The organism is Gordonia sp. VNK1, from assembly GCF_040049135.1.
GTDB classification, from domain to species: domain Bacteria; phylum Actinomycetota; class Actinomycetes; order Mycobacteriales; family Mycobacteriaceae; genus Gordonia; species Gordonia oleivorans.
This window is the reverse complement of record NZ_JBDZDJ010000005.1, coordinates 298,077-320,249: the sequence shown is the minus strand read 5'-3', so window position 1 is coordinate 320,249 and position 22,173 is coordinate 298,077. Positions and strand designations below refer to the sequence as shown.

The following is a 22,173-nucleotide window of genomic DNA, read 5'->3' as shown; positions in this document are numbered from 1 at the left end:
ACGGTGTAATCGCGGTGCCCCCGGCGGGTCAGCGCAGGTCAGGCGGCGGTCGGCAGCGGGCTGGTCGGCAGGTCGGCGCCGTAGCGGATGACCGATCCGACCGTCCCCAGTCGTCGTTCGACGGTCAGGATCGCCGCGGCGAGTTGTTCGGGGTCGTCGACGTCGGCGACCAGGGCGACCGTGTGGCCGTTGTTGCCGAGCATGTACGGGACGACGTCGGCGTAACTGGCGCTGACGATGGCCACCGGGACATCGGTGTCGAACAGGGCGTCGGCGTAGCCGCGGACTGCGGGATCGTCGGTGAGGACGATCATCGGGATCTCGGGGGTGTGCTTGTGAATCCGCATCGGGGTCTCCTTTCGTTGCGGGACCGATAAGTCCGATGAGTCCACCATGAACCCGCAGGTTGATGGTGATCTGGACCACGCCTGTGGATTGGCTGTGTGTGGGTGGCGGGCCTGTGGAATTTCCCGGAGGTGGTCGGGCGAATCGGGCTTACGCTGCCCGGCATGGGACGACGACACCACACCACACCGAAGAAGACCCGAGGCCGTCATGCCGGCCGTGACACCGGCCGACGGCGCCATGCCGCCGACCACCGCGAAGTACGGCGCGTGCCGTGGACGGTGACATCGGTCGCCGAGATACAGACCCGACTGGCCGGCGCGCACGACGAACTGGGCGAGGAGTGGTACTCCTACCTGCTCCCGTTGCAACGACGGATGTCGTCGGTGGAAGCGATGCTCGAAGACCTCGACGAGTCGGAGTTCGGGGCGGTCGACGATCAGGACCGGCTGATCGGGGAACTCGGCGACATCGTCGAGATGATCCGCCTCGCGTCGCTGCGTGCGGTGCACTCGGTCAATGCGGTCGACACGCTCGAACGCATCACCCCGATCTGGGTGCCCGAGCATGTACTCACGTGTCTCGGCGAGGCACCCCGAGGTGAGCCCGGCGTGACCACCGCCGTGGCGGAACTCGGGCCGGCCGGCCTGCTGCTCTTCGAGAAGTCACCGCAGCGCTTTCGCGAGATCCTGCCCGCCGACGCTCCGGAGATGCCGGAGGTCGACGTCGACGGAATCCTGTGGTGGACGAAGGAGAATGCACCCCTGGTGGTGGTCGCGCCACTCACACGCAGTCGTGACCTGGACTGGATTCGCGGCGCCGGATGGAAGAGATCCGTGCTCGTCGAGGCCACCTGCTTCGATGTGCCGTTGGCCGCGCGGCGTCGCTTCAACGACGCCGACGCCTCGATCGTGGAGCTGATGCAGAGGATTGGAAAAGCGTTGCAGGACAACGTCATCTCGGTGCGTTCCGATGGCGATTCCGATGCGCTCGGCGACAATGCGACAACGCCGCCGCTCCGGCTGCTCGACGTGGCGTGAGCGCATCGCGTGGGGGAGCCCGGGCGTTCGGTGCCGCACGACGCGGGGACGGCGGGCATTCGAGGGGCGGACCGCGGGCCTTGTTCTACAATGAAGCACATGTCCGAAGTCGGTATTCGTGCCCTGAAACAGAATGCGTCGGCGGTGGTGGCCGCGGCCGCTGCGGGCGAGACCGTCACGATCACCGATCGCGGCCGGCCGGTGGCGCAGATGACGGCCATTCCGGCGTCACCACTACGCCGTCGGCTTCAGGGCGGAACCGCCCGGCCCCCTCGTCGGGCCCTCCGGGATCTACCGGAACCGTTACCCGGTCCGAATCTGTCGGAGGCGCTGGCGGCCATGCGTGACGACGAACGGTACTGACGCAGCGTGGCGCACTACGTTGACACCTCGGCACTGGCCAAACTTGTTGTCGCAGAGACGGAGACGGTCGCTCTGCGTCGGTGGATGGCCGCCGATGAACGGGTGCTGGTGTCCTCGGATCTGGCGCGTACCGAATTGCTCCGCGCGGTACGTCGGGTGGCGCCGGACCTGGTGATCCAGACGCGCGCCGTTCTGGATGCCGTGATCCTGATGACCATGGGAACTGATGTCTTCGACGCTGCCGGACTGTTGGACCCCGCGGTGATGCGGTCCCTCGATGCGCTGCACCTGGCCTGTGCACTCGACCTCGGCGACGATCTCGAGGCGATCGTGACCTATGACGACCGACTGGCCGCGGCGGCTCATGCGCTCGGGGTCGCCACCGTAACGCCGAGCTGACCTACTCGAGCTGACCTACCCCGAGGTGACCGCCGCGCGCGCGGTGACTTCGGCCATCACGGCCTGGCCGACGGCGTTGTAGTGGACCGACGGATTCTGCAGACGGGTATCTCAGCGCAGGCTTTCCTGTGTGACCGTGTCCATAGGCTCCGTCCGCGCCATATCGACCAAATCGGACACAGGCCGCGTAACGTAATTAGAGCGGTCGATTTGATCGGGTGCTATCGAATAGCTCCGAGAGGGGAAGCATTCGGTCGAATGACCGCGCGGCCGGTTCTGTCGGACCTCCTGAGCAGTGTGTGACGCCAGGCGGAGCCGACTTCCCGGGCGCCGCCCTGAGAAGGAGAACTCATCATGACCGATCCCCAGAATCCCGTTCAGCCGCAGCAGGGTTCGGAGCCGTACGGACCCGCCCCCCAGGATGGTGTGCCTCAGTCCGGTGTGCCCCAGTACGGCGCACCTCAGTACGGCGCACCTCAGTACGGCGCACCCCAGTACGGTGCACCTCCATACGGTGCGCCCCAGCAGCCGATGCCTGTGCCCAAGAAGCGGAAGCGGAAGTGGCCGTGGATCGTTGGTGCGCTGGTGGTGCTGTTCATCATCATCGTCGCGGCGGTGTCGGCGGGCGGGTCGGACGACTCCGCGTCGTCGGGCACCTCGGGTGGGCCGGCGACCGCCACCGAGGAGAACGGTGACCAGGCTGCGGGTCTGAACACGCCGGTGCGGGACGGTAAGTTCGAGTTCGTCGTCACCGGCGTCGAGAAGGGTCTGGCCAGTGTGGGTGACAATCCGTATCTGACCGAGCAAGCGCAGGGGCAGTTCGTGGTGGTGACCATGACGGTCAAGAACATCTCCGACCAGGCGTATGGATTCTCGCCGTCGGATCAGAAGCTGTTCGACGGTCAGGGTCGTAGCTTCGAGCCCAGCACCTCGGCCCAGATCGCGCTCGGCGGATCGGATATCCCCGTGTGGGACAACATCAATCCCGGTAACACGGTGACCGCGAAGGTGGTCTACGACATGCCCCAGGACGCCGTGCCGGCGAGCATCGAACTGCACGACTCCGCGTTCTCGGGCGGGGTGACGGTCAATCTGGCCTGAGCGATGCTGTGCTCGATGGCCTTCCGTCCGTGATGGGTGGGAGGCCACCGGGCTTGTGCGCGTTCATAACCCGGGTTCGGTCCTCAGTGCACGCGGGGGTCAGTCCCTTCTCGGGCATGAATCTCATGAGATTTTGAATGGTCTTTGCAGCAGTACGTGGCCGCTTTGTGCGCGGGCGGACCGTCATCGCTGAATGGCGCTCGTTGGTTCAGGTTCAACACTCGCTCCATTGTGTGCACGGACGTTCACCACCGAAGCTTGTGCACGCACGTGCACAAGAGTTATGGTGCACGAACGTGCACATGGTGAGCAGCAGTAGGAGAGGAGTTCGCATGTTTCGCACACCGCGTGAGGCGGGGATCGTCCTCCGGAGCCTCCGTGAGGATGCCGGGCTGTCGCAAGCGGCTCTGGCCGAGCGCGCCGGAGTATCGATGCGGTGGTTGCTGAACTTCGAGAACGGCAAACCGTCGGTGGACATGTCGAAGGTGATGGACGTCTACTCGGCGCTGGGTTACGCGTTCGACGTTGTCGCCGATCCCGCCTTCCCCGCTTCTGGTGACAACGAGGACCCTCGATGACGAACGTGCTCCTGGTCTACATGGATGGCGTCCTCTGCGGGCGTCTGCTGCAATCCGCCGCCGGTGACCTTCGCTTCGTGTACGACGATGACTACCGCTCACGCGCCGACGCGACGCCTATCTCGCTGTCGATGCCGCTCTCCATTGCAGAGCACCGCAGGCGAGCGGTGTTGCCGTATTTCAACGGGCTCATCACCGACAATGCCGCTGCCCGCGAGGCGATCGCTCGTCGATTCGGAGTCGCCGCCGGGAACCCTTTCGCGATCCTCGAGCACACCGGGGAAGACGTGGCCGGAGCCCTGCAAATTGTCCCCGAGGGCCGCGACTCCTCGGATGCGGTGCTGACCCGAGGGCGCTATCGCGAGCTGACCGATACCGAGGTCGCGTCCCAATTGCGGGCGGTGATCGACGAATATCGCGATGGGCGTTCCGCCGCTGCGGTATTGGGAAGGTTCAGCCTCGCCGGCGCACAGCCAAAGACAGCGCTGCTCCGCACCGGCGGCGGAATGTGGGCCGAACCGCTCGAGGCCACCCCGACCACCCACATCCTCAAGCCGACCGCCGGTGGGTTCCGGCGCCTCGACGTCGTGGAACACATGACGATGCGGGCGGCGGCGATCCTCGGACTTCCGGTGGCTGTGAGCGAAGTACACGTGTTCGACAACATTCCCACGATCGTGATCGAACGCTACGATCGGGCGTTTCGCGACGGACAGTGGTGTCGACTCCATCAGGAAGACCTAGGGCAGGCGCTTGCCGTCGCACCGGACAAGAAATATCAGCGCCATGACGGTGGCCCGGGTGTCGGTGATGTCGCGCGCCTATTCCGGGGACTTCCGCGCCCTGCCGAACGAGCGCCAGCGTCGTGGGCGTTCTACCAGGGCCTGATGTTCAACACCGTGATTCAGGGCACCGATGCGCATATCAAGAACTACTCGGTGATGCTTGATCGGACGTCGGTGCGAATGGCGCCACTCTACGATCTCGCGACCTACGCGCCCTATCGCACCCCGGACAGCCCGACATACTCCGCAATGCGGATCGGTAAAGAGTATCGATTCGACGCCATCGGCACGAAGCAATGCCTGGACGCCGCAAGGCAATTGGCGGTTGACCCCGAGCGGGCGATCGGCCTCCTCGATGGGCTGCGTGCCGACGCCCCCGGCGCGTTCGAAGCGGCCCGCGACGAACTGAGTCATGTCGACGTGGCAACCCGGGAATTCGCGACGTCCGTCGTCGACAGTGTGGCGACTCTGCCGCTACTCCGGAGAAACTGACGCCGGCGGTTCCAGGTGCGGTGTTGCCGACGACTACCCGTCGAGCCCGAGAACCTCGCGGGCCTGCGCCATCGGAATCCGTTCCTGCTCCAGCCTGATCGACGGACCGAAGGTCGCTTCGACGAGCGCCTGATAGGTCTGGGCCTCGGCGTCGGTCAGGCGTGGCAGCGATCGGGTGACCTGATGCGGTTCGGTGCCCCAGGAACGTCGATGGGCCAGCAGGGTGTCGGAGTCCATCAGGAACGACTCCGCGTGGCCGATGGTGACGCGGACCCGATCGAGAATGGCGAACCCGTGAGTGTCGAGATCACCCCAGTACCGAATTCGCTTGTCACGCAACCAGGTCAGTGCGCCGATCGCGACGGCCGCGTACCCGCCGCCGAAGAGGACGGCGGCGTCGGGCACGTCGGGGAAGGACAGGTACGTCGCCAGATTCTCGACGATGTAGACGGTCGAGACACGCAGTGGGGTACGGGCGAGGTCGACGGCGCGCACCTCGACGTCGTCGAATCCGGCGATCGGCGAATCGATGTCGTGATCGAGCATCCGGAACCGGATGCGGGTGTCGGCGGTGGCGAATCCGAAGCGGCCGGCGATGCCCGGCTCGGTGGGACGCATCAGGTCGGATTCGACCACCAGCGCCCCGAGTTCGAGCAGGATGCGGTGGTGGGATTCGATGAACTTGGTGTCGATGCCGGGCGCATCGATCTCTCGTAGTCGCCGGCCACTGCCGGCGTTGTCGACGATCCAGCGCAGCGCCACCATCAGCGCGGCGAAGTCGTCGGCGTGGGCGAGTGCCCGATGCGGTTTGTCCGCGACCCAGTCGCGCACCCGGGGAGCCCACGCCGCCGATTCGAGAAGCCGGTCGTGGGTGGCGATCTGACGCGTGGTGCCGAGCAGCCGGGACAGGTCGGCGAGATCGTCCACCCGTACGCGTGCGGGCAGGGTGGTGACCCCGAACCGCCGCCCGCCGACGGTCTTGTCGATGACAGTCAGCGGGTGTTGTCGACGTGCGTTGTGCCACAGTCGAACCCACGCGCCGACATCGTCGAAGCGTTCGCCGAGTTCGCCGACCTTGGGGCCGCGGATCGGCAGGTCGAGCACCTCGAACGGTGCGTGATGTGCGCGGGCGCGCAGGAATTCGCCGCGATCCCACCGGCGACGGAGCCTGCCGACGATGTCGTCGGGGGTCGTCCACTCCGTCATCGGGGCGGTCTCAGTCATCGGGGCGGCCGCATCGCACGCACACCACTCATGCGGTGCCGGTGCCGTCGTCGATGACGGAGATCATCTCCCGGGCACGACGTTGCGCCTGGTATTCCTCGATGGTCAGGCACTGCAGTTGGGAATTGCTGCCGGTGCGGTTCTCCACATAGCCGACCGCCGACACGAACGGTTCGATCGTGTAGATCTTGGTCAGCGGCGTGACGATGAGCAGTTGCAGTCCCAGCCGCTTGAACAGAGACAGGGCATAGCGTGCGGATTCGTCCGAACCGCGACCGAAGGCCTCGTCGATGACGACGAAGCGGAAATCCCGCGACGTCCGCGCACCCCACTTCAGATCGAACTGATACGCCAGGGAGGCCGCGAGGATGGTGTAGGCGAGCTTCTCCTTCTGACCACCTGACTTACCGTCGGAGTCGGTGTAGTTCTCGAACTCGACGTCGGTGTCGGTGAAGCGTTCCGACGCCGCGAAGGTCACCCAGTTGCGCACGTCGGTGACGTGGCGCGTCCACTTGCGGTCGATGTCGGTGTGGCCGTCACGTCCGCGGAATCGCTCCACCAGGGACTTGACGAGCAGGAACTTCTCCTCGGCGTAGTGGTCGTCGGCATCGGCGTCGAAGGAACCGTCGCTGCAGCGGCGGAGTTGGTCGCGGAAGTCGCGGATCTCGGTGTTGGGGGAGGCGTTGACCTCCAGCCGGATATGTCGGCCCGGGTTGTACTGGATACCGGCGAGCGAGTCGTTGATGGTGTCGATCTTCGACGCGATGACATCGACCTGTTTGTTCAGTTGCGCGGAGAAGATGGCGATGTCGCGGATCGCGTTGGTGTTGAGGTAGGTCTTGAATTCGTGCTCGAAACGGGGCAGATCGTCATCGGCGAGTCGGCGGTGCAGGTCCCGGAACTCGCCTGCGGCGCCGATGTCGGCGTCCATCTCGGTGGACACCACCGGATGGTTGCGGAGAAACTCCGACATCTTGTTGACCACCCGGGTGGCGAACAGGCCGGCCCGCGACGCGTGCTGATCGGAGTCGGCGGTGAGCGATGCCGACAGCCGGTTCTCGATGTCGGCGGCCGTCTCTAGCGTCACCGGGGCCTCACCGATGTCGGAGGTGATCACCTCGAAATGCGTTGCGGCATCGGCGTAGCCGTCGTCGTCGAGCAGTGCCTGCGCGGAGGTGCGCCCCGCGCCCGACTGTGTCAGCGCCACCTCGACGCGGGAGATGGTGTCACGCAACCCATCGCGCCGGGAGTTGGTCGAGGCGATGCGTTCGGTGGTGGCATCGATGTCGGCGGTGATCCGGGCGAGTTCGTGGGAGGACTGTTCCAGTTCGGTCTTGCGCGCGGTCAGGGTGGCGATCCGCGCGGCCACCGACCGCCAGTCGACGGTGTCGAACGAGGTGAACACGGTGAGCTTGTCCAGTGCCGCACGGCGTGTGGTCAGGATCTCGACCTGCCGGTTGCGGGCGGTCAGGTCGTCACCGATGCGGTTGAGTTCGGCCTGGATGCGTTGTGCCTCGCTGATCAGCGCGGCTATCTTCTGTTCGTTGCGCCAGCCCAGGACGTAGTTGCGGCGATCGTCGATCCGGTGCGAGTCGTCCTTCTCGTGGCGTCCGCCGCCGGACCGGATCTGGCCGGCCACGGTGACGGCGTACTCCTCGCCGCGGAACCGGTCCATCGTGTCGGCGCAGATGTGCCGGGCGCGTTCGAAGAGCTTGCGTTCCAGCCACCCGTAGAACGGACCGTCCTTGATGTCGAGCTTGTGGACCAGGGCATCCGACGGTGGGGCGGGCTGACCCTGGCGCGGAACACGGTTCGGCACCCGGAAATACACGACACGGCCACCGAGGTGGTGGTCGTTGATCCAGGCGGAGACGTCGTCGTAGTCGTCCTGCGCCACCAGGATCGACAGTCCGAATCCCCGCAGGACGCGTTCGGCCGCGCCCTCCCAGCGGGTTTCGTCGTCCCGGATGCCGATCAGCTCACCGACGAACGGCAGCCCCGACGGCGCGATACCGGTTCCCGCACAGATCATCTCGCGGATTCGCAGGTTGCGATCGGGGATGTTGGAGGTGCGACCGCGCAGACTGGCGATCTCCGCGGCCAGGCGTGCGCCGTCGGTGTCGAACTGCCGGCGGTCGACGCCGAGTTCGGTGATCGCGTTGCGGTGCTCGGAGATGTCGGTGTCGAGACGCTCGACGGTGCCGGCGACCTCGCTGATCCGCTGATCGAACTGCGCTCGATCGCTCACCTCGGGCAGATCGGCGGCCTCGAGCAATCCGGCGAAGGTGGCGTGCGCGCGACTGCGCTCCTCACGCTGCCGTGTCGCCTCGGCGATGCGCTGTTCCAGGGTGGCGATCTCGGTGCCGCCGTGACCGGCCTGCTCGATCTTGAGCTCATCGAGTCGGGAACGCAGATCGGCGAGTGTGGTCTCGACGGTGTCGAGTTCACCGGCGGTGGCCGACAGTCGGGCGCGGTGGGCGTCGATGTCGGCGGTGAACAACTCGACGCGGCGTTCGGCGAAGTAGAAGCGCAACGCCGCGCGACGCGCACGAAGGTCGGCGGCCCGGCGCGAATGATCCTCGTAGCGGTCGTGATCGGCCAGCAGCGGTTCGAGTTCGGCGAGTTGGGTGCGCGCCATGACGACGGCGTCGTGGGCGGCGGTGAGGTCACCGAAATGTTCGACGAGGTTCTCGACCCAGGTGCCGGAGTCGAACGGTTCGAGCATGTGGTCGCGGACGAAGTCGTTGAGGTTGCCCACCGCCTTCATCGACACGGTCTGATGGAAGAGGTCCATGGCCTGCTCGGACCGGATGGCCAACCGACGCCGATAGTCACGACCGTACTCGGGGAAGTGGTCGTGGATTCGGGTCCCGTTGTGTCGGAGCCGCTTCCGCAGGTTCTTGAGGTCGTTGCCGAAATCGGTGAAGTCGGCTTCGATGGCGAGGGCGTGGTCGGTGACGGTGAAGAATCGCTCGGGCTGGCCGTTGTCGCGGCGCGTGGAGAAGACCTGCGCGAGGGTGACCTCCTCGTCGACTCCGGTGTTGGCGAACACCCCGAGGATCACCGAGTAACTCGACGTGCCGCGCAGGGCGACCGGTCGTGAACTGCCGGTGGTCTCGTTGCGTTCGGACTTGTAGTGGCCCAGCACATAGGAGCGCAGGTCGCGCTCCCGGGTGTCGGCGCCGGCGGCCTTGTTGTAGGCCACCCGGTTCGCCGGGAGCAGCAGCGTGGTGAGGGCATCGACCAGCGTCGACTTTCCCGAACCGATGTCGCCGGTGAGCAATCCGTTGCGACCGTCGAGGTTCAGTGTCCAGACGCGGCCGTCGAAGGTGCCCCAGTTGAGCACCTGAAATCTGCGGAGACGAAATCCGGGCAGGGCGTCGTCGGTGCTCTGGAGTTCGGTGGCGGCGAAGAGTCCGGTCATCAGCGTCCCTCCGCCAGGATCTCGGCGTACTCGGCGAGGTGGGCGTCGAGGCCGGCCAACCACTGGGCATCGACGAACGCCTTGATCACGCGGCGGACCTCGAACTTCCCCTCCTGCTTGGGGATTCGTCGGACGAACCCCAGGTCGGCGGCACGCCGCAACGCCGTCTCGACGAGGTCGACGGTGCGTGCCTCGTTGGTGCTCTGCGGCAGCATCGGCGTCATCATCTCCACCATCTGCTCGGTGGACACGATCAGCCGGGGCCCGGAATCGGTCGAGTCGAACTCGGCGAGACGTTTGCGCAGCAGCGCCAGCAGCACGCTGGTGTGCAACGAGAGTTGATGCCGGGGAACGAGTCTCGGGATTCCGAGGTCGGCGAGCTCATCGTCGCTCTTGGACCGCAGGAATGCATAGCCCTCCGATTCGTCGATGAAGACGGTCAGACCCAGGGTGGCGACATAATCGGCGACCTGCGGCGCCAACCCGACGAGATGAGGCCAGATCGTCTCGTGCGCATCGCGATACACCACCCCCTTCATCAGGGCGGTGACGGCCAGCGGGAGGTGCAGGTCGGTGCGGGTGGCGGGTCGGGTCATCGGACTCGTGCTCCGTGGGTGGCGCGGGTGTAGATCACCCTGGGGATGCGGGCGGTGCGGGTGGTGCCGTTCTCGTCGGTCCAGGTCACCAGGTCGGTGGCCGACTCGTCGAAGCTCTTGGCGAAGGTGGTGTCGTCGAGGCTGAGGTAGGTGACGAGTTCGGCGAGGCCCTGACGCAGCGGCGCGGCCGCCACGACGTCGGTGAGAGTGATCTGGTCGGTGCGGCGCAACATCTTCCGGACGCCGTCGATCAACGGTGCGGGATCGACATGGATCTGCTCGTAGAGTGCGTCGGCACTTCCGTCGACCTGCCCGGCGGTGATGCCGCCGCTGTCGACGGCGGCGGTCGCCGGTTTGCGATACAGCGGACGCTCCATCGGGAGCGTGACATCGGGTGCGGTGGCATCGATCTCGTGGGAGAAGTCGGTGACGCGTTCGTCGCGCAGACCGATCGCGGTGGCCTCGATGTTGCGCAGCAGGTCCATGACACGGCGGTTCTCCAGCCAGACCTGGTCGTCGAGGAACCGGCGGAGTTGTTCCGACAGTTGCCGCACCGTGGCCTGTGTCCGGCCACCGGCGTCGAGCCAGTCGTGATGGACGTGGCCGAGTCGCGCATCGATGTCGCGCACACCGTCGACGGTCTGCACCCGACGGATCAGATCGGTCAGCTCGTCGAGGCGGTCGGCCGACAGCAGCAGATCGTAGAAGGCGCCGAAGCTGCGGCCCTGATCGGAATCGCTGATCATGTTGCGGCTGCCGACGATGTCGTCGAGGAGTTCGCCCTTGGTGCCGTTCCAGGTGGCGATCCGTTCGCGCATCTGCCGATCGAGGGCGCGGAAGTTGGCCTCGACCTCCCGGAAGTCGGAGAGCAGAGCGCGGGCGGTATCGGAGAACTGTTGATACCGGTCACTGCGACTGGTCGCATCCAGGAGCCTGATGTCGCCGCGTTCCACGGCGTCGATCTCCGCGTCGATGTCGGCGCGCCGCCGCCGCAACTCGGCGAGGCGTACCTCGGGGTCGGTCTCGGTTCCGTACACGATCTGCCGCAGCAGGTCGAACACGGTGTTCAGCCGGGACTCGGTGCCGACGAATGATCGCACGCGCAGTGCATCGACCCAGGCGACGGCACGTTCCACCGCGGCCGTCGCGTCGTAGTGGGGTTCGTCGCTGTCGGTGATGTAGTACTTGCGCAACCATCCCGATTCCGCCGAGGACCAGTCGTCGAGGTAGGCCTTCGCCGACTTGGGGTGGGTGTCGGCGCCGAGGCGCTGGTTGACGGCGTACAGCTCGTCGTCGAGCAGTCCTGTCAGGTGCGATTCGGAGATCTCACGGACGTTGTCGTCGACGAACACCCGGCCGAGGAACGACAGGATCAGCGGTGCGTTGTCGGCGCGCAGCAGTCGCCAGGCCGCGCTGGTCGCGCGCACCGAGGCGATCTCGTCATACTGCACGAAGCCAGGTTAGACGCCGGGACCGACATCCTCGCGGACGCGGTGCGCGTCGACGAGCAGGTGTCAACGTTTGAGATCCAGTGCTCCGACCGTGATGGTGGCCAGTTCTCGTTCGCCCAGGGCATTCGGGTGGACCGGGACGATCTGTTGATCGGAGATCAGGGGTTCGACCCACCGGCTGCCCACCGGTTGGCAACTGTCATGTCCGACCGACGGTGTCGCGGCATCGACGTAGGTGACGCCGGTCTGACGTGCGGCCCGTTGAATCGAATCGTTCAGTGCCGCTTGGATTCGGTGGGTGTAGGCGACGTCTCCGGTGGCGACGGGGAAGGTCGGGCAGGGCTGGTATCGGGCGGGCATGATCCACGGATAGCCGATCACCGCGACGCGTGCCCGGGGGGCCTTGGCACGGACGGCGGCCATGGCGCGGACCAGCTTCGGGTAGGTCTCGGTGGTGATCTGCGCAATGATGCTGTCGCCGTAGGTGTTCGCGCACGGCGATCCCTGGCCGCCGGTGGTAGCCGCCGCGGCCACGCACTTGGCGACGGTCTCGGCGAAGACCATGCCGTCGTTGCCGCCGATCATGAAGGTCACCAGGTCGGCGTCCGGGGTGACCGCATCGAGTTGCGGTCGCAGGCCCGGATATTGGGCGGCGAAGAAATCGTCGGTCTTCGCGCCGCCGCAACTCGCGTCGGTGAGGTGATATCCGAGCCGGCGGGCGATGAGGTGGGCGTAATTGTGCTCGGACTGCGCGCACAGGGGAGACGTGCCCGGGGCGGTGGGCATCACGCCCGCCCCGGAGGAGTAACTGTCACCGATGTTGACGTAGGTGACCGGTGCCGGGGCGGGTGCGGCGGCGGCAGAACCGGCGCCGACGATCGCGGCCGCGAACCACGCGGATACGACGAGGACCCCCGCTCTGCGCGCGTATGCGAGCAGACTCATACCTCATGTGTAACACGTTCTAGTTTGCGTGGGGTGGGTTTGGTCGGCATCGAGCCCACAAACGCAACGATCGCGGCCGCCCGGGTGGGCGACCGCGATCGAGGACTCGTCGATCAGATCAGCTGTGGTACGGCTCCGCCTTGACCAGGGTCACCTTGACGGTGGCTCCGCTGGGCACGGTGTACTCACGGGTCTCGCCGACCTTGGCGTCGATCAGTGCCGCGCCGAGCGGGGAGCTCGGCGAGTAGGTCTCCAGCGAACCGCCGTTGGCGCCGCCCTCTTCGCGGGTGGCGATCAGGAAGGTCTCCGAATCGGACTCGTCGCCGTCGTAGTAGACGGTCACGACCGAACCGGGCAGTGCCACACCCGACTGGGTGGGTGCCTCGCCGACCTTGGCGTTGTTGAGCAGCTCCTGCAGTTGCCGGATGCGCGCTTCCTGCTGGCCCTGCTCCTCGCGGGCCGCGTGGTAACCGCCGTTCTCCTTGAGATCGCCCTCTTCGCGACGCTCGTTGATCTCGGCGGCAATGACCGGACGATTGGCGATCAGGGAGTCCAACTCGTCCTTGAGACGGTCATGCGACTCCTGGGTCAGCCAGGTCACCTGGGTGTCGGTCATCGGTCACTCCTTTGTGTTGTCCGCGCCCCGGGCGTTGGTTTCAACCGGGACATATGGACTGCTGTAAAACTTGTGTGTGGGACTGTCGTCCGCTCTAAATGCAGCAACACGACCCCTCGCGGAGCCGTGTTTCAATACAGGATAGCAGTGATTGCCATGAGGCGCACATCACGTGTCGGCGGAATGAACCCGTTCCAACGCCTGGGCATACGACGGTTCGGCACGTTTGAGCCAGCCGACCACCAGGTAGGTGATGGGCATGACGACCACCTCGACGAGGGTCTTCCAGACGAATCCGACCGCGGTGTAGTTGATGAAGTCGCCCCAGGTGGAGATGCCGAGGGCGGATGCGGCGACCGAACAGAAGACCAGGGTGTCGGCGAACTCGCCGACGACCGTCGAGCCGATCAGCCGGGCCCACAGGCGACGCTCGCCGGCGCGTTCCTTCATCTTCACCAGCACAAAGGAATTGAGGAACTCACCGGCCAGATATCCGAGCAATCCGGCGAGCAGGAATTGGGGGACCACGCCGGCGACGGTTTCGAAGGATTCCTGGCCGGAATAGAAGGGCGCGGCGGGCAGGTGAATCGTCAGCCAGAAGCAGGCGGAGGCGATCAGCAAGACCACGAATCCGGCCAGGATCACCCGGCGCATGGCGCGGAAGCCGTAGACCTCGCTGATGACGTCGCCGAGCACGTAGGCGAGCGGGAACAGGAAGAACGCGCCGTCGGTGACGAGGCCGTTGAGATGGATCGGGCCGGCGTCGAGATGCAGCCACTGGTCGAACAGCAGCACACCCTTGGTGCCGGTGATGTTGCTGATCAGCATCACCCCGACGAACAGGGCGGTCAGCATCGGCAGATAGGGGCTCGAGACGGTGGCGAAGATCGCCCGCGACTCGCGTGGTTCGGTCTGTGTCACCGGTGCTGCCCCGTCACTGTGGTTATCGGCACTGTGGTTGTCGGTCACTGTGGGGGTAGGTAATTGTGTTCGGCGGTCACTGCGGTTGCTCGGTGAGGTAGGCGGGCACGTCGGTGGTGCACCCGAACACCTCGCCGATCACCGGCGGTTCCGACGTCGCCACGTCGACGCGGTGGCCTTCTTGCACCTCACCGGGGCCGATCAGGACTTCGCGGCGACCGGTCTCCGAGCCGTCCTTGGATCGGGCGCGCACCACGCAGGCGACGGGGCGTGACGGATCGGCGCGGTTGACGGTGAACTGCACGGCCACCGTCGAGGGGTCGAGGATCTCGTAGCCGGTGGCCGATCCGGAGACGTCGGGGTCGGCGAACTTCTGGTAGCCGATGACCGCCAGGACGACGCCGGTGATGACGACGAGCGCCGACAATCCGAGGAACCAGAACCGGCGACTCGACGCCGATTGTGTGACGGGGTACGTCGCCCGCGGCCCACTGTGGGGGCGATCATGCAGGTCGGGGCCCGATGGGCGGCCCCCGTCTGAACTGTTCACGCGTCAATACCTACCATGAGAGGAGTAACGACCCGAAGGCGAGGAACTGTGCCCGAGACCCACACCGCCGGACCCGACGTATCGACGCCGTCGGTTCCCTCGACATCTGGGGCGCGTGGCGGATTCCGTCTGATGGCCGTGCATGCGCACCCCGATGACGAATCGAGCAAGGGGGCGGGTACCTCCGCCAAGTACGCCGCCGAGGGCAATGACGTCCTCATCGTCACCCTCACCGGCGGTGAACGCGGCGACATCCTGAACCCGGCGATGGATCGCCCGGGGGTCAAGGAACGGATGAGCGAGGTCCGCAAGGAGGAGATGGCCAAGGCCGCGGCGGCGCTCGGCGTCGAGCAGATGTGGCTCGGGTTCGTCGACTCCGGGCTTCCCGAGGGCGATCCGCTGCCGCCGCTGCCGGAGGGTTCGTTTGCGACGCTGCCGCTGGAGGTGCCCACCGAGGCGCTGGTCAAGGTGGTCCGGGAGTTCCGCCCGCACGTGATGATCACCTACGACGAGCACGGCGGATATCCGCATCCCGACCACATCATGTGCCACAAGGTGTCGGTCGCCGCCTTCGACGCGGCCGGCGATCCGGAGGCCTATCCGGGAACCGGCGAACCGTGGACGGTGTCCAAGCTGTATTACACGCACGGCTTCATCCGGGATCGGATGGTGCTGTTCTCCGACGAGTTCGAGCGGCACGGCCAGGAAAGCCCCTTCAAGGAGTGGCTGAGTAAATGGGACCCGAGTCGCGGCGACCTGATGGGGCGGGTGACCACCCAGGTCGAATGCGGCAAGTACTTCCCGCAACGTGACGACGCGCTGCGCGCCCACGCCACGCAGATCGATCCGAACGGCATGTTCTTCGCGGTGCCCCTCGAATGGCAGCAACGACTGTGGCCGACCGAGGAATTCGAACTCGCCCAGACGCGGGTGACCACCTCGATCCCGGAGAACGATCTGTTCACCGGCGTCGACGCGACCAGTGAGGTGCCGCGATGACCTCCGCGCTCTACACCACGATCCTGGCCGCGCAGGAACAGCCGCAGGGCCCCGAGTTCGGCAAGGCGTCCCCCCTCGGGCTGCTCATCATCATCCTGCTGCTCGTCGGCACGGCGCTGCTGATCTGGTCGATGAACCGCCAGCTCAAGAAGCTTCCGAAGACCTTCGACACCGATCACCCCGAGGCCGATCAGGCCTTCGACGAGGGAACCGATTTCGACGGCGGTAGCGGGCCCGGGTCGGTCGCGGCGCGCGGTGCGGCCGGCGAGCAGGTCGGCAGCGAGAAGGTCGGCACCGAGAAGGTCGTCCCCGGAAAAGTCGTGACCGACAAGGGAATCGGGCGCTCGTCGGAGTCCTGAACTCGCGTGACGTGCCCTCAGTCCTCGGCGCCGACCAGTACCGTGCAGTCGGGCAGCGAAGCGACGAGGCCTTCGTCGAAGGTGGCGAGCACGCCGCCGTGGAGTTGGGCAAGCCGCGCGAGGTAGGCGTCGGTGACCTGACGATGTCCCCGGACATGAGCCAGATCGATGTCGGCGTAGGACGCCGTATCCGGCCAGAAGTCGCAATTCGGTAGTGCCCGCACGGCTGTGAGTACCACCCGTGCCACGCTGGAGTCATGGCCAACCTCCTCGCCGCGTCCACGAGTCCGTATCTGCGCCAGCATGCGCAGAACCCGGTGCACTGGCACGAATGGGGTGACGCCGCGCTCGACGAGGCGCGCCGTCGTGATGTGCCGGTGCTGCTGTCGGTGGGTTACGCCGCGTGCCACTGGTGTCACGTGATGGCGCACGAATCCTTCGAGGACGCCGCGACCGCCGAGCAGATGAACGCCGACTTCGTGTGCGTGAAGGTGGACCGGGAGGAACGTCCCGACATCGACGCGATCTACATGAATGCCACCGTCGCGATGACCGGCCAGGGTGGCTGGCCGATGACGTGTTTCCTGTTGCCCTCGGGGGAGCCGTTCTATTGCGGCACCTACTTCCCGTCGACACCGCGATCGGGGATGCCGTCGTTTCGTCAATTGCTCACGGCGATCACGCAGGCCTGGACCGAACGTCGCGAGGAGGTTCGAGACGTCGGGGCCAAGATCCGTGATCACCTGACTGCCAACGCATCCGCACTGCCCGCGGCGGCAATCCCGGTCGATGACCGGTTGCTGGCCCACGCGGTCACCAGCGCCCTGGGCGACGAGGACCGCGAATCCGGCGGATTCGGTGGTGCACCCAAGTTCCCGCCGTCGGCGCTGCTGGAGGGACTGATCCGCCACAGCGAACGCACCGGGGTACCCGACGCCGCCGACGCCGCGCGTCGCACATGTGAGGTGATGGCGCGCGGCGGCATCTACGATCAAATCGGTGGCGGCTTCGCCCGGTACGCCGTCGACAACGACTGGGTGATACCGCATTTCGAGAAGATGCTCTACGACAATGTGCAGCTGCTGCGGGCCTATGCGCATCTCGCGCGCATCGATGGTGATGCGTTCTCGCTGCGGGTGACCGGTGAGATCGTCGAGTTTCTGGTGCGGGATCTGCGGGTGCCCGGGGGCTTTGCCTCCGCGCTGGATGCCGACGCCGACGGGACCGAGGGGTCGACATACGTGTGGACGCCCGCTCAGTTGGTCGAGGTCCTCGGCGAGACCGATGGGCATTGGGCCGCAGACCTTTTCGGGGTGACCGCGGCGGGCACCTTCGAGCACGGTACGTCGACGCTGCAACTGCGGGCGGACCCCGACGACGCGCCACGCTACGCCGAGATCCGGCGTCGGCTGCTGGAGGTGCGCGCCGGTCGGCCACAACCCGAGCGTGACGACAAGGTCGTCACCGGCTGGAATGCCATGGCGATCACCGCGCTCGTCGAGGCCGGCGCGGGACTGGGCCGCCCCGATTGGGTTGATCTGGCCGCCGAGGTGGCACGCGAGGTGGTCGACGGCCACATCGTCGACGGGGTGCTGCACCGTTCGTCGCTGGGTGGTCGGGTCGGCGCTCCGATCGCCGCGCTGGACGATCATGCCGCGCTGGTCACGGCGCTGCTCGCGCTGTACCAGGTGGCCGGCGAGAAGCAATGGTACGACACCGCATTCGCGGTTCTCGAGGTCACGATCGACACGTTCGCCGACCCGGCGGAACCGGGCAGTTTCTACGACGCGGCCGGTGATGACCTGATCGCCCGCCCACGCGATCCGATCGATGGTGCCACACCGTCGGGTACCTCGTTGATGGCGGAGGCGCTGCTCGTCGCCTCGACACTCGCCCCGGTCGAGGCGGCATCACGCTACACCGAACTTCTCGACGCCACCCTGGCCCGGGGTGCGGTGGTGCTGGCCAAACTGGCCCGCTCGGGCGGCCACTGGCTGGCCGTCGCGGAGGCCGTCGTGGCCGGTCCGCTGCAGATCGCGGTCTCGCAGGCGCAGGGGAGTGCGGGGGAGTTGGCCGCGCGTGCTCGTGCGGTCGCTCCCGGCGGTACGACAATCGTTGCCGGAAAACGCGATTCGAATCCGTTGCTGGCCGACCGCGGGACCGTCGGCGGTGCCGACGCCGCCTACGTGTGCCGCGGTACGGTGTGCGATCTTCCGGTCACCGGCCTCGACGAGCTGACCGTGGAGTCCTTCCGTCGCCCGTGAATCGACGGGGTCTCATGCGCGCGGTGTGAACGGCCGCGGTCACGCAAGCCGGCTGAGCGAATCCAGGCCGTCCTCGTATCCCAGAACCGCTGCCACGCCTCGAACTTCGGGGTCGAACGGATCGGTGCCGAATCCGACGACGGTGCGCTGCGACGGGGTGATCACGGTGGCGGCCCTCAGTACCGCGGCCACCGCCGGTGTGGCGGTCTGCGGATCCTCCGGTACCGGTGCGAGCACCAGCGTCCGCGAATTCGGTTCCGCCAGATCCGCATTGGTGATCGACAGGACGCCGCCGTCGACATAGGTGGCGTCGCCGATGGTCACCGCGGGCCACAATCCGGGTACCGCACAACTCGCGGTGATCGCGTCGACGAGGTTCACCTCATCGGTGGCGGTGAACACCACGCGGCGGCCATCGGCGCGCATCGCGGTGACGGCCAAGGAACTCGGCCAGGTGTCGTCGGTCAGACGGGACTCGATGGCGGCGCGGCGTGCGCCTGGTTCGACGCCCGCCATCGATCGGGACAACTCGACGAATCTGGCGACCTTGCCGTCGTCGGAGTCGGTGGAGGTGGAGATCTCGACGAATGAGGTCAATGTGGTGACCACATCGGCCGTCGGTGTCAGTTCGGCGGATCGGCGTGAGCGGCGCACCATGGTGTCGAATTGTGTGGTGGCCGAGCCGGATTGCAGGATCGCCGCAGCGGTTGCCGAACCGGCCGAGGTTCCGATGACGCGGTCGGCATCGCGGAGGTGGAAGCCGCCGTCTTCCTCCAGCGCGGCCAGAACCCCGGTGAGCCAGCCGATACCGGCCAGTCCGCCACCGCCGAGGACCACGGTGGTCGGCGAGATCGATTGCGCCATCAGATCGCCGTCGGGGATGCCCACTGTCCGGCCGGGAGCAGTTCGGACAGACGACGGTCTCCCTCCGCGTCGATGAGCAGCGCCGATCCGGCGGGACGCAGGTCGATGCTGGCGCCCTGGGCGATGGGCCAGTGCAGGAACCGGCAGATGAACGACCGGGAGAAGTGGCCGTGCGAGACGATGATCACGTCACGTGAGTCCCACGTCTCCTCGACGTGTGCGACGGCGGCGTCGACGCGTCGGGTCATCTGCTCCACCGATTCGCCGTCGGGCGCGCCCGTCGTCCAGATCGCCCACTCCGGGTCGTGTTCTGCGTGGATCTGGATCCGGGTCAGCCCCTCGTATCGCCCGTAATCCCATTCGGCGAACAATTCGCTGGTTTCGTCGACCGTCAAGCCCGCCAACTCCGCGGTGCGCTGAGCACGGCGTCTCGGGGACGCCATCACGTACGGCTCGACGAGGCCGACGCGGTCGGCGATTCCCCGCAGGCTCGTCGCATCCTGCTCACCCCGCGGCGTGAGATTGATGTCGGTCCGGCCGGTGTGCCGGTCGGTCAACGACCACTCGGTCTGGCCATGACGGATGAGCAGGACTCGACGACGAACACGTTCGGTGGACACGCTCGTCAGCGTAGTCGCACCGCACGTGTCGCGGCGGGAACCCGGCAGCGGGCCATCTACGGGCTCAGGCCTGCAGGGCTTCTGCGAAACGCCCGATCATCCAGTCGATCTCGTCGTGGGTGATCACGATCGGCGGCGCGAAACGGATCGTCGAGCCGTGGGTGTCCTTGGCGAGGACACCGAGGTCCGCCAGTCGCAGGCAGATCTCCTTGCCGGTGCCGAGCGCCGGGTCGATGTCGACGCCCGCCCACAGTCCCTTGCCGCGCACGGCGTGCACGCCCTTGCCGATGAACTCGCGCAGCCGGGTGTGCATGTACTCGCCGAGGTCGGCGGCGCGGGCCTGCCAGGTGCCCTCGGCCAGCATGCGGACGACGGTGTGGCCGACGGCGGCGGCCAGGGGATTGCCGCCGAAGGTCGAGCCGTGCTGTCCGGGATGCAGCACGCCGAGCACATCGGTGTTGGCGACCACCGCCGACACCGGCAGGATGCCGCCCCCGAGGGCCTTGCCGAGGGTGTAGACGTCGGGCACCACATCCCAGTGCTGGCAGGCGAAGGTCTTGCCGGTGCGGCCGAGGCCGGACTGGATCTCGTCGGCGATCATCAGCACGTCGTTGTCGGTGCAGAGTCGACGCACGGTGGGCAGGTAATCGTCCGGCGGCACGATGATGCCGGCCTCACCCTGGATGGGTTCGACGAGCACGGCGACGGTGCGCTCGGTGATCGCGTCGGCCAGCGCGGTGGCGTCGCCGTAGGGCACGCGCACGAAACCCGGTGTGAAGGGCCCGAATCCGCCGCGGGCATCCTCGTCGTCACTGAAGCTGACGATGCTGATGGTGCGGCCGTGGAAGTTGCCGCCGGCGACGATGATCTCGGCCTGCCCGTCGGGCACCCCCTTCACGTCGTAGCCCCACTTGCGGGCGACCTTGAGCGCCGACTCGACGGCCTCGGCGCCGGTGTTCATCGGCAGCACCATGTCCTTGCCGCAGAGGGTGGCCAGCGCCGCGCAGAACGGCTCGAGCTGATCGGACTGGAACGCGCGGCTCGTCAACGTCACCCGACCGAGCTGTTCCATGGCGGCGGCGGTGATCTCGGGATTGCGGTGCCCGAAGTTCACCGCCGAGTACGCGCCCAGGCAGTCGAGGTACCGGCGTCCGTCGACGTCGGTGATCCACGCGCCCTCGGCGGTCGCCGCGGTCACCGGAAGCGGTGAATAGTTGTGGGCCACATGGGGTTCTGCCGTCGCAGAGTGCATCGTTGCCTCCCTCGCATCCGTACCGGCCGCCGACGAACCGGTGTCGGCGAGCCGCATCTCCAGTGTGCAACACTTCACACCGCCGCCGCCCTTGAGCAGCTCGGACAGATCCAGGGGGACCGGTTCGTATCCGGCGTCGCGCAGCAATCCGGCCAGGTGTGGTGCCGCGTCGGTCATCACCACGTGATGTCCGTCGGACACCAGGTTCAGGCCGAGGACCTCGGCATCGGCGGCCGAGGCGATGATGGCGTCGGGGAACAGCTCCTCGAGCAGGTGCCGCGACGATTCGGAGAATGCGGCGGGGTAGTAGGCCACGGTGTTCTCGTCGAGCACGCCGAGGGCGGTGTCGAGGTGGTAGTAGCGCGGGTCGACGAGGTCGAGGGTGATCACCGGCAGCCCGGTGAGGGCGGCGATCTCGGCGTGGGTGTCGGGATGGGTGCGGAAACCGGTGCCGGCCAGGATGCGTTCACCGACGACGAGGAAGTCGCCCTCGCCCTCCTGGACACCACTGGTGCGGTGGACCTCGGTCAGGCCGGCCGTCTGGAACCACGCGGCGTAATGATCGGCCTCGGCGGCACGTTCGGGAAAGGTGAAGCGGGCCGCGATGGCACGGCCGTCGACGACGAGACCACCGTTGGCGGCGTAGACCATGTCGGGCAGCCCCGGCTGCGGATCGACCAGATGCACGGTGTGACCCAGCGACTCATAGGTGGCACGAAGCGTGTTCCATTGGGCGAGTGCGAGTTCGGTGTTCACCGGGATGCTCGGATCCATCCACGGATTGATCGCATAGCTGACCGTGTAGTGGGCCGGCGGGGTCATGGCGTAGGTCCGGGTGCGCGCGGACCGGAGCGAGGGCGCGGAGCAGTAGGGCGTCGTCAGCGTCATAATTCCAGGGTAGAAGCGCCCCTGGATGCAATCAATCACTGTACATTGCGCATTGACGAAACAATTCGTTGTTCAACCGTACGTGAAAGGCGATCCG

General features: G+C 66.6%; 22 protein-coding genes. 9 read left to right on the top strand and 13 right to left on the bottom strand.

All coding sequences use genetic code 11. The annotated features are described in order from the left end of the window. Positions 1-38: 38 nt before the first annotated feature. Complete coding sequence (locus ABLE94_RS08970) at positions 39-347, bottom strand: hypothetical protein (RefSeq protein WP_348802751.1); 309 nt, start codon at positions 345-347, stop codon at positions 39-41. 162 nt (positions 348-509) lie between these two features. Here ABLE94_RS08970 and ABLE94_RS08965 point away from each other — a divergent pair, with 162 nt between their 5' ends. From ABLE94_RS08965 to ABLE94_RS08940, 6 genes are all read left to right on the top strand, one after another. Then, positions 510-1,385 carry a hypothetical protein gene (locus ABLE94_RS08965; protein ID WP_348802750.1) on the top strand — a complete coding sequence of 292 codons (876 nt, stop codon included), beginning with the start codon at positions 510-512 and terminating at the stop codon, positions 1,383-1,385. 99 nt (positions 1,386-1,484) lie between these two features. Further along, positions 1,485-1,748, top strand: coding sequence for a type II toxin-antitoxin system Phd/YefM family antitoxin (locus ABLE94_RS08960; RefSeq protein ID WP_348802749.1), 264 nt, complete (start codon positions 1,485-1,487; stop codon positions 1,746-1,748). A gap of 6 nt (positions 1,749-1,754) precedes the next feature. Then, a complete protein-coding gene (locus ABLE94_RS08955; RefSeq protein WP_348802748.1) occupies positions 1,755-2,147 on the top strand; it encodes a type II toxin-antitoxin system VapC family toxin in 393 nt (130 codons plus the stop codon). 354 nt (positions 2,148-2,501) lie between these two features. Next, positions 2,502-3,248 carry a DUF4352 domain-containing protein gene (locus tag ABLE94_RS08950; RefSeq protein ID WP_348808601.1) on the top strand — a complete coding sequence of 249 codons (747 nt, stop codon included), beginning with the start codon at positions 2,502-2,504 and terminating at the stop codon, positions 3,246-3,248. 332 nt (positions 3,249-3,580) lie between these two features. Further along, positions 3,581-3,826, top strand: coding sequence for a helix-turn-helix domain-containing protein (locus ABLE94_RS08945; protein ID WP_348802746.1), 246 nt, complete (start codon positions 3,581-3,583; stop codon positions 3,824-3,826). Next, the gene (locus ABLE94_RS08940) at positions 3,823-5,103 is read left to right on the top strand and encodes a HipA domain-containing protein (protein ID WP_348802745.1); all 1,281 of its coding nucleotides are present in this window, start codon (positions 3,823-3,825) and stop codon (positions 5,101-5,103) included. Before ABLE94_RS08945 ends, ABLE94_RS08940 begins: the two co-directional genes overlap by 4 nt. A gap of 33 nt (positions 5,104-5,136) precedes the next feature. Here ABLE94_RS08940 and ABLE94_RS08935 read toward each other — a convergent pair whose 3' ends face one another. From ABLE94_RS08935 to ABLE94_RS08900, 8 genes are all read right to left on the bottom strand, one after another. After that, entirely contained in the window at positions 5,137-6,327 is a 1,191-nt protein-coding gene (locus ABLE94_RS08935) for a Wadjet anti-phage system protein JetD domain-containing protein (RefSeq protein ID WP_348802744.1), read from the bottom strand. A gap of 28 nt (positions 6,328-6,355) precedes the next feature. Continuing rightward, positions 6,356-9,751 (bottom strand): ATP-binding protein, encoded by a 3,396-nt coding sequence (locus ABLE94_RS08930; RefSeq protein WP_348808600.1) that lies wholly within the window; start codon positions 9,749-9,751, stop codon positions 6,356-6,358. Continuing rightward, the gene (locus ABLE94_RS08925; RefSeq protein WP_348808599.1) at positions 9,751-10,347 is read right to left on the bottom strand and encodes a DUF4194 domain-containing protein; all 597 of its coding nucleotides are present in this window, start codon (positions 10,345-10,347) and stop codon (positions 9,751-9,753) included. The genes ABLE94_RS08930 and ABLE94_RS08925 overlap by 1 nt, the downstream gene beginning before the upstream one ends. Then, complete coding sequence (locus ABLE94_RS08920; protein ID WP_348802740.1) at positions 10,344-11,798, bottom strand: DUF3375 domain-containing protein; 1,455 nt, start codon at positions 11,796-11,798, stop codon at positions 10,344-10,346. The genes ABLE94_RS08925 and ABLE94_RS08920 overlap by 4 nt, the downstream gene beginning before the upstream one ends. A 63-nt stretch (positions 11,799-11,861) precedes the next feature. Continuing rightward, positions 11,862-12,743, bottom strand: coding sequence for an SGNH/GDSL hydrolase family protein (locus ABLE94_RS08915; protein WP_348802739.1), 882 nt, complete (start codon positions 12,741-12,743; stop codon positions 11,862-11,864). A 118-nt stretch (positions 12,744-12,861) separates the two neighbouring features. Next, positions 12,862-13,359, bottom strand: coding sequence for a transcription elongation factor GreA (greA, locus tag ABLE94_RS08910; protein WP_348802738.1), 498 nt, complete (start codon positions 13,357-13,359; stop codon positions 12,862-12,864). A gap of 168 nt (positions 13,360-13,527) precedes the next feature. Beyond that, positions 13,528-14,280, bottom strand: a complete 753-nt coding sequence (locus ABLE94_RS08905) for a queuosine precursor transporter (RefSeq protein ID WP_348802737.1) — start codon at positions 14,278-14,280, stop codon at positions 13,528-13,530. A gap of 76 nt (positions 14,281-14,356) precedes the next feature. Continuing rightward, entirely contained in the window at positions 14,357-14,830 is a 474-nt protein-coding gene (locus ABLE94_RS08900; protein ID WP_348802736.1) for a DUF4307 domain-containing protein, read from the bottom strand. Between the two features lie 132 nt (positions 14,831-14,962). Here ABLE94_RS08900 and mca point away from each other — a divergent pair, with 132 nt between their 5' ends. Then, positions 14,963-15,829, top strand: a complete 867-nt coding sequence (mca, locus tag ABLE94_RS08895) for a mycothiol conjugate amidase Mca (protein WP_348803196.1) — start codon at positions 14,963-14,965, stop codon at positions 15,827-15,829. After that, positions 15,826-16,188 carry a hypothetical protein gene (locus tag ABLE94_RS08890; protein ID WP_348808598.1) on the top strand — a complete coding sequence of 121 codons (363 nt, stop codon included), beginning with the start codon at positions 15,826-15,828 and terminating at the stop codon, positions 16,186-16,188. The genes mca and ABLE94_RS08890 overlap by 4 nt, the downstream gene beginning before the upstream one ends. A 17-nt stretch (positions 16,189-16,205) precedes the next feature. Here ABLE94_RS08890 and ABLE94_RS08885 read toward each other — a convergent pair whose 3' ends face one another. Further along, positions 16,206-16,427: a PIN domain-containing protein gene (locus ABLE94_RS08885; protein ID WP_348802734.1), complete on the bottom strand. Its 222-nt coding sequence runs from the start codon at positions 16,425-16,427 to the stop codon at positions 16,206-16,208. A gap of 18 nt (positions 16,428-16,445) precedes the next feature. Here ABLE94_RS08885 and ABLE94_RS08880 point away from each other — a divergent pair, with 18 nt between their 5' ends. Continuing rightward, complete coding sequence (locus ABLE94_RS08880; RefSeq protein ID WP_348802732.1) at positions 16,446-18,452, top strand: thioredoxin domain-containing protein; 2,007 nt, start codon at positions 16,446-16,448, stop codon at positions 18,450-18,452. 39 nt (positions 18,453-18,491) lie between these two features. Here the strand turns inward: ABLE94_RS08880 and ABLE94_RS08875 are convergent, their stop codons facing one another. The 3 genes from ABLE94_RS08875 to rocD form a co-directional block, all read right to left on the bottom strand. Next, a complete protein-coding gene (locus ABLE94_RS08875) occupies positions 18,492-19,316 on the bottom strand; it encodes a patatin-like phospholipase family protein (RefSeq protein ID WP_348802731.1) in 825 nt (274 codons plus the stop codon). Beyond that, positions 19,316-19,936 carry a histidine phosphatase family protein gene (locus ABLE94_RS08870; protein ID WP_348802730.1) on the bottom strand — a complete coding sequence of 207 codons (621 nt, stop codon included), beginning with the start codon at positions 19,934-19,936 and terminating at the stop codon, positions 19,316-19,318. Before ABLE94_RS08870 ends, ABLE94_RS08875 begins: the two co-directional genes overlap by 1 nt. Before the next feature lie 64 nt (positions 19,937-20,000). Beyond that, positions 20,001-22,076 (bottom strand): ornithine--oxo-acid transaminase, encoded by a 2,076-nt coding sequence (rocD, locus tag ABLE94_RS08865; RefSeq protein ID WP_348802729.1) that lies wholly within the window; start codon positions 22,074-22,076, stop codon positions 20,001-20,003. Positions 22,077-22,173 lie beyond the last annotated feature (97 nt).

What these genes read in the sequence shown, in the direction of transcription:
- greA (WP_348802738.1), bottom strand. Translation starts at nt 13,359, where the DNA reads ATGACCGACACCCAGGTGACCTGGCTGACCCAGGAGTCGCATGACCGT.
- ABLE94_RS08925 (WP_348808599.1), bottom strand. Translation starts at nt 10,347, where the DNA reads ATGACCCGACCCGCCACCCGCACCGACCTGCACCTCCCGCTGGCCGTC.
- rocD (WP_348802729.1), bottom strand. Translation starts at nt 22,076, where the DNA reads ATGACGCTGACGACGCCCTACTGCTCCGCGCCCTCGCTCCGGTCCGCG.
- ABLE94_RS08960 (WP_348802749.1), top strand. Translation starts at nt 1,485, where the DNA reads ATGTCCGAAGTCGGTATTCGTGCCCTGAAACAGAATGCGTCGGCGGTG.
- ABLE94_RS08950 (WP_348808601.1), top strand. Translation starts at nt 2,502, where the DNA reads ATGACCGATCCCCAGAATCCCGTTCAGCCGCAGCAGGGTTCGGAGCCG.
- ABLE94_RS08935 (WP_348802744.1), bottom strand. Translation starts at nt 6,327, where the DNA reads ATGACTGAGACCGCCCCGATGACGGAGTGGACGACCCCCGACGACATC.
- ABLE94_RS08915 (WP_348802739.1), bottom strand. Translation starts at nt 12,743, where the DNA reads ATGAGTCTGCTCGCATACGCGCGCAGAGCGGGGGTCCTCGTCGTATCC.
- ABLE94_RS08970 (WP_348802751.1), bottom strand. Translation starts at nt 347, where the DNA reads ATGCGGATTCACAAGCACACCCCCGAGATCCCGATGATCGTCCTCACC.
- ABLE94_RS08965 (WP_348802750.1), top strand. Translation starts at nt 510, where the DNA reads ATGGGACGACGACACCACACCACACCGAAGAAGACCCGAGGCCGTCAT.
- ABLE94_RS08940 (WP_348802745.1), top strand. Translation starts at nt 3,823, where the DNA reads ATGACGAACGTGCTCCTGGTCTACATGGATGGCGTCCTCTGCGGGCGT.
- ABLE94_RS08890 (WP_348808598.1), top strand. Translation starts at nt 15,826, where the DNA reads ATGACCTCCGCGCTCTACACCACGATCCTGGCCGCGCAGGAACAGCCG.
- ABLE94_RS08930 (WP_348808600.1), bottom strand. Translation starts at nt 9,751, where the DNA reads ATGACCGGACTCTTCGCCGCCACCGAACTCCAGAGCACCGACGACGCC.
- ABLE94_RS08945 (WP_348802746.1), top strand. Translation starts at nt 3,581, where the DNA reads ATGTTTCGCACACCGCGTGAGGCGGGGATCGTCCTCCGGAGCCTCCGT.
- ABLE94_RS08880 (WP_348802732.1), top strand. Translation starts at nt 16,446, where the DNA reads ATGGCCAACCTCCTCGCCGCGTCCACGAGTCCGTATCTGCGCCAGCAT.
- ABLE94_RS08875 (WP_348802731.1), bottom strand. Translation starts at nt 19,316, where the DNA reads ATGGCGCAATCGATCTCGCCGACCACCGTGGTCCTCGGCGGTGGCGGA.
- mca (WP_348803196.1), top strand. Translation starts at nt 14,963, where the DNA reads ATGGCCGTGCATGCGCACCCCGATGACGAATCGAGCAAGGGGGCGGGT.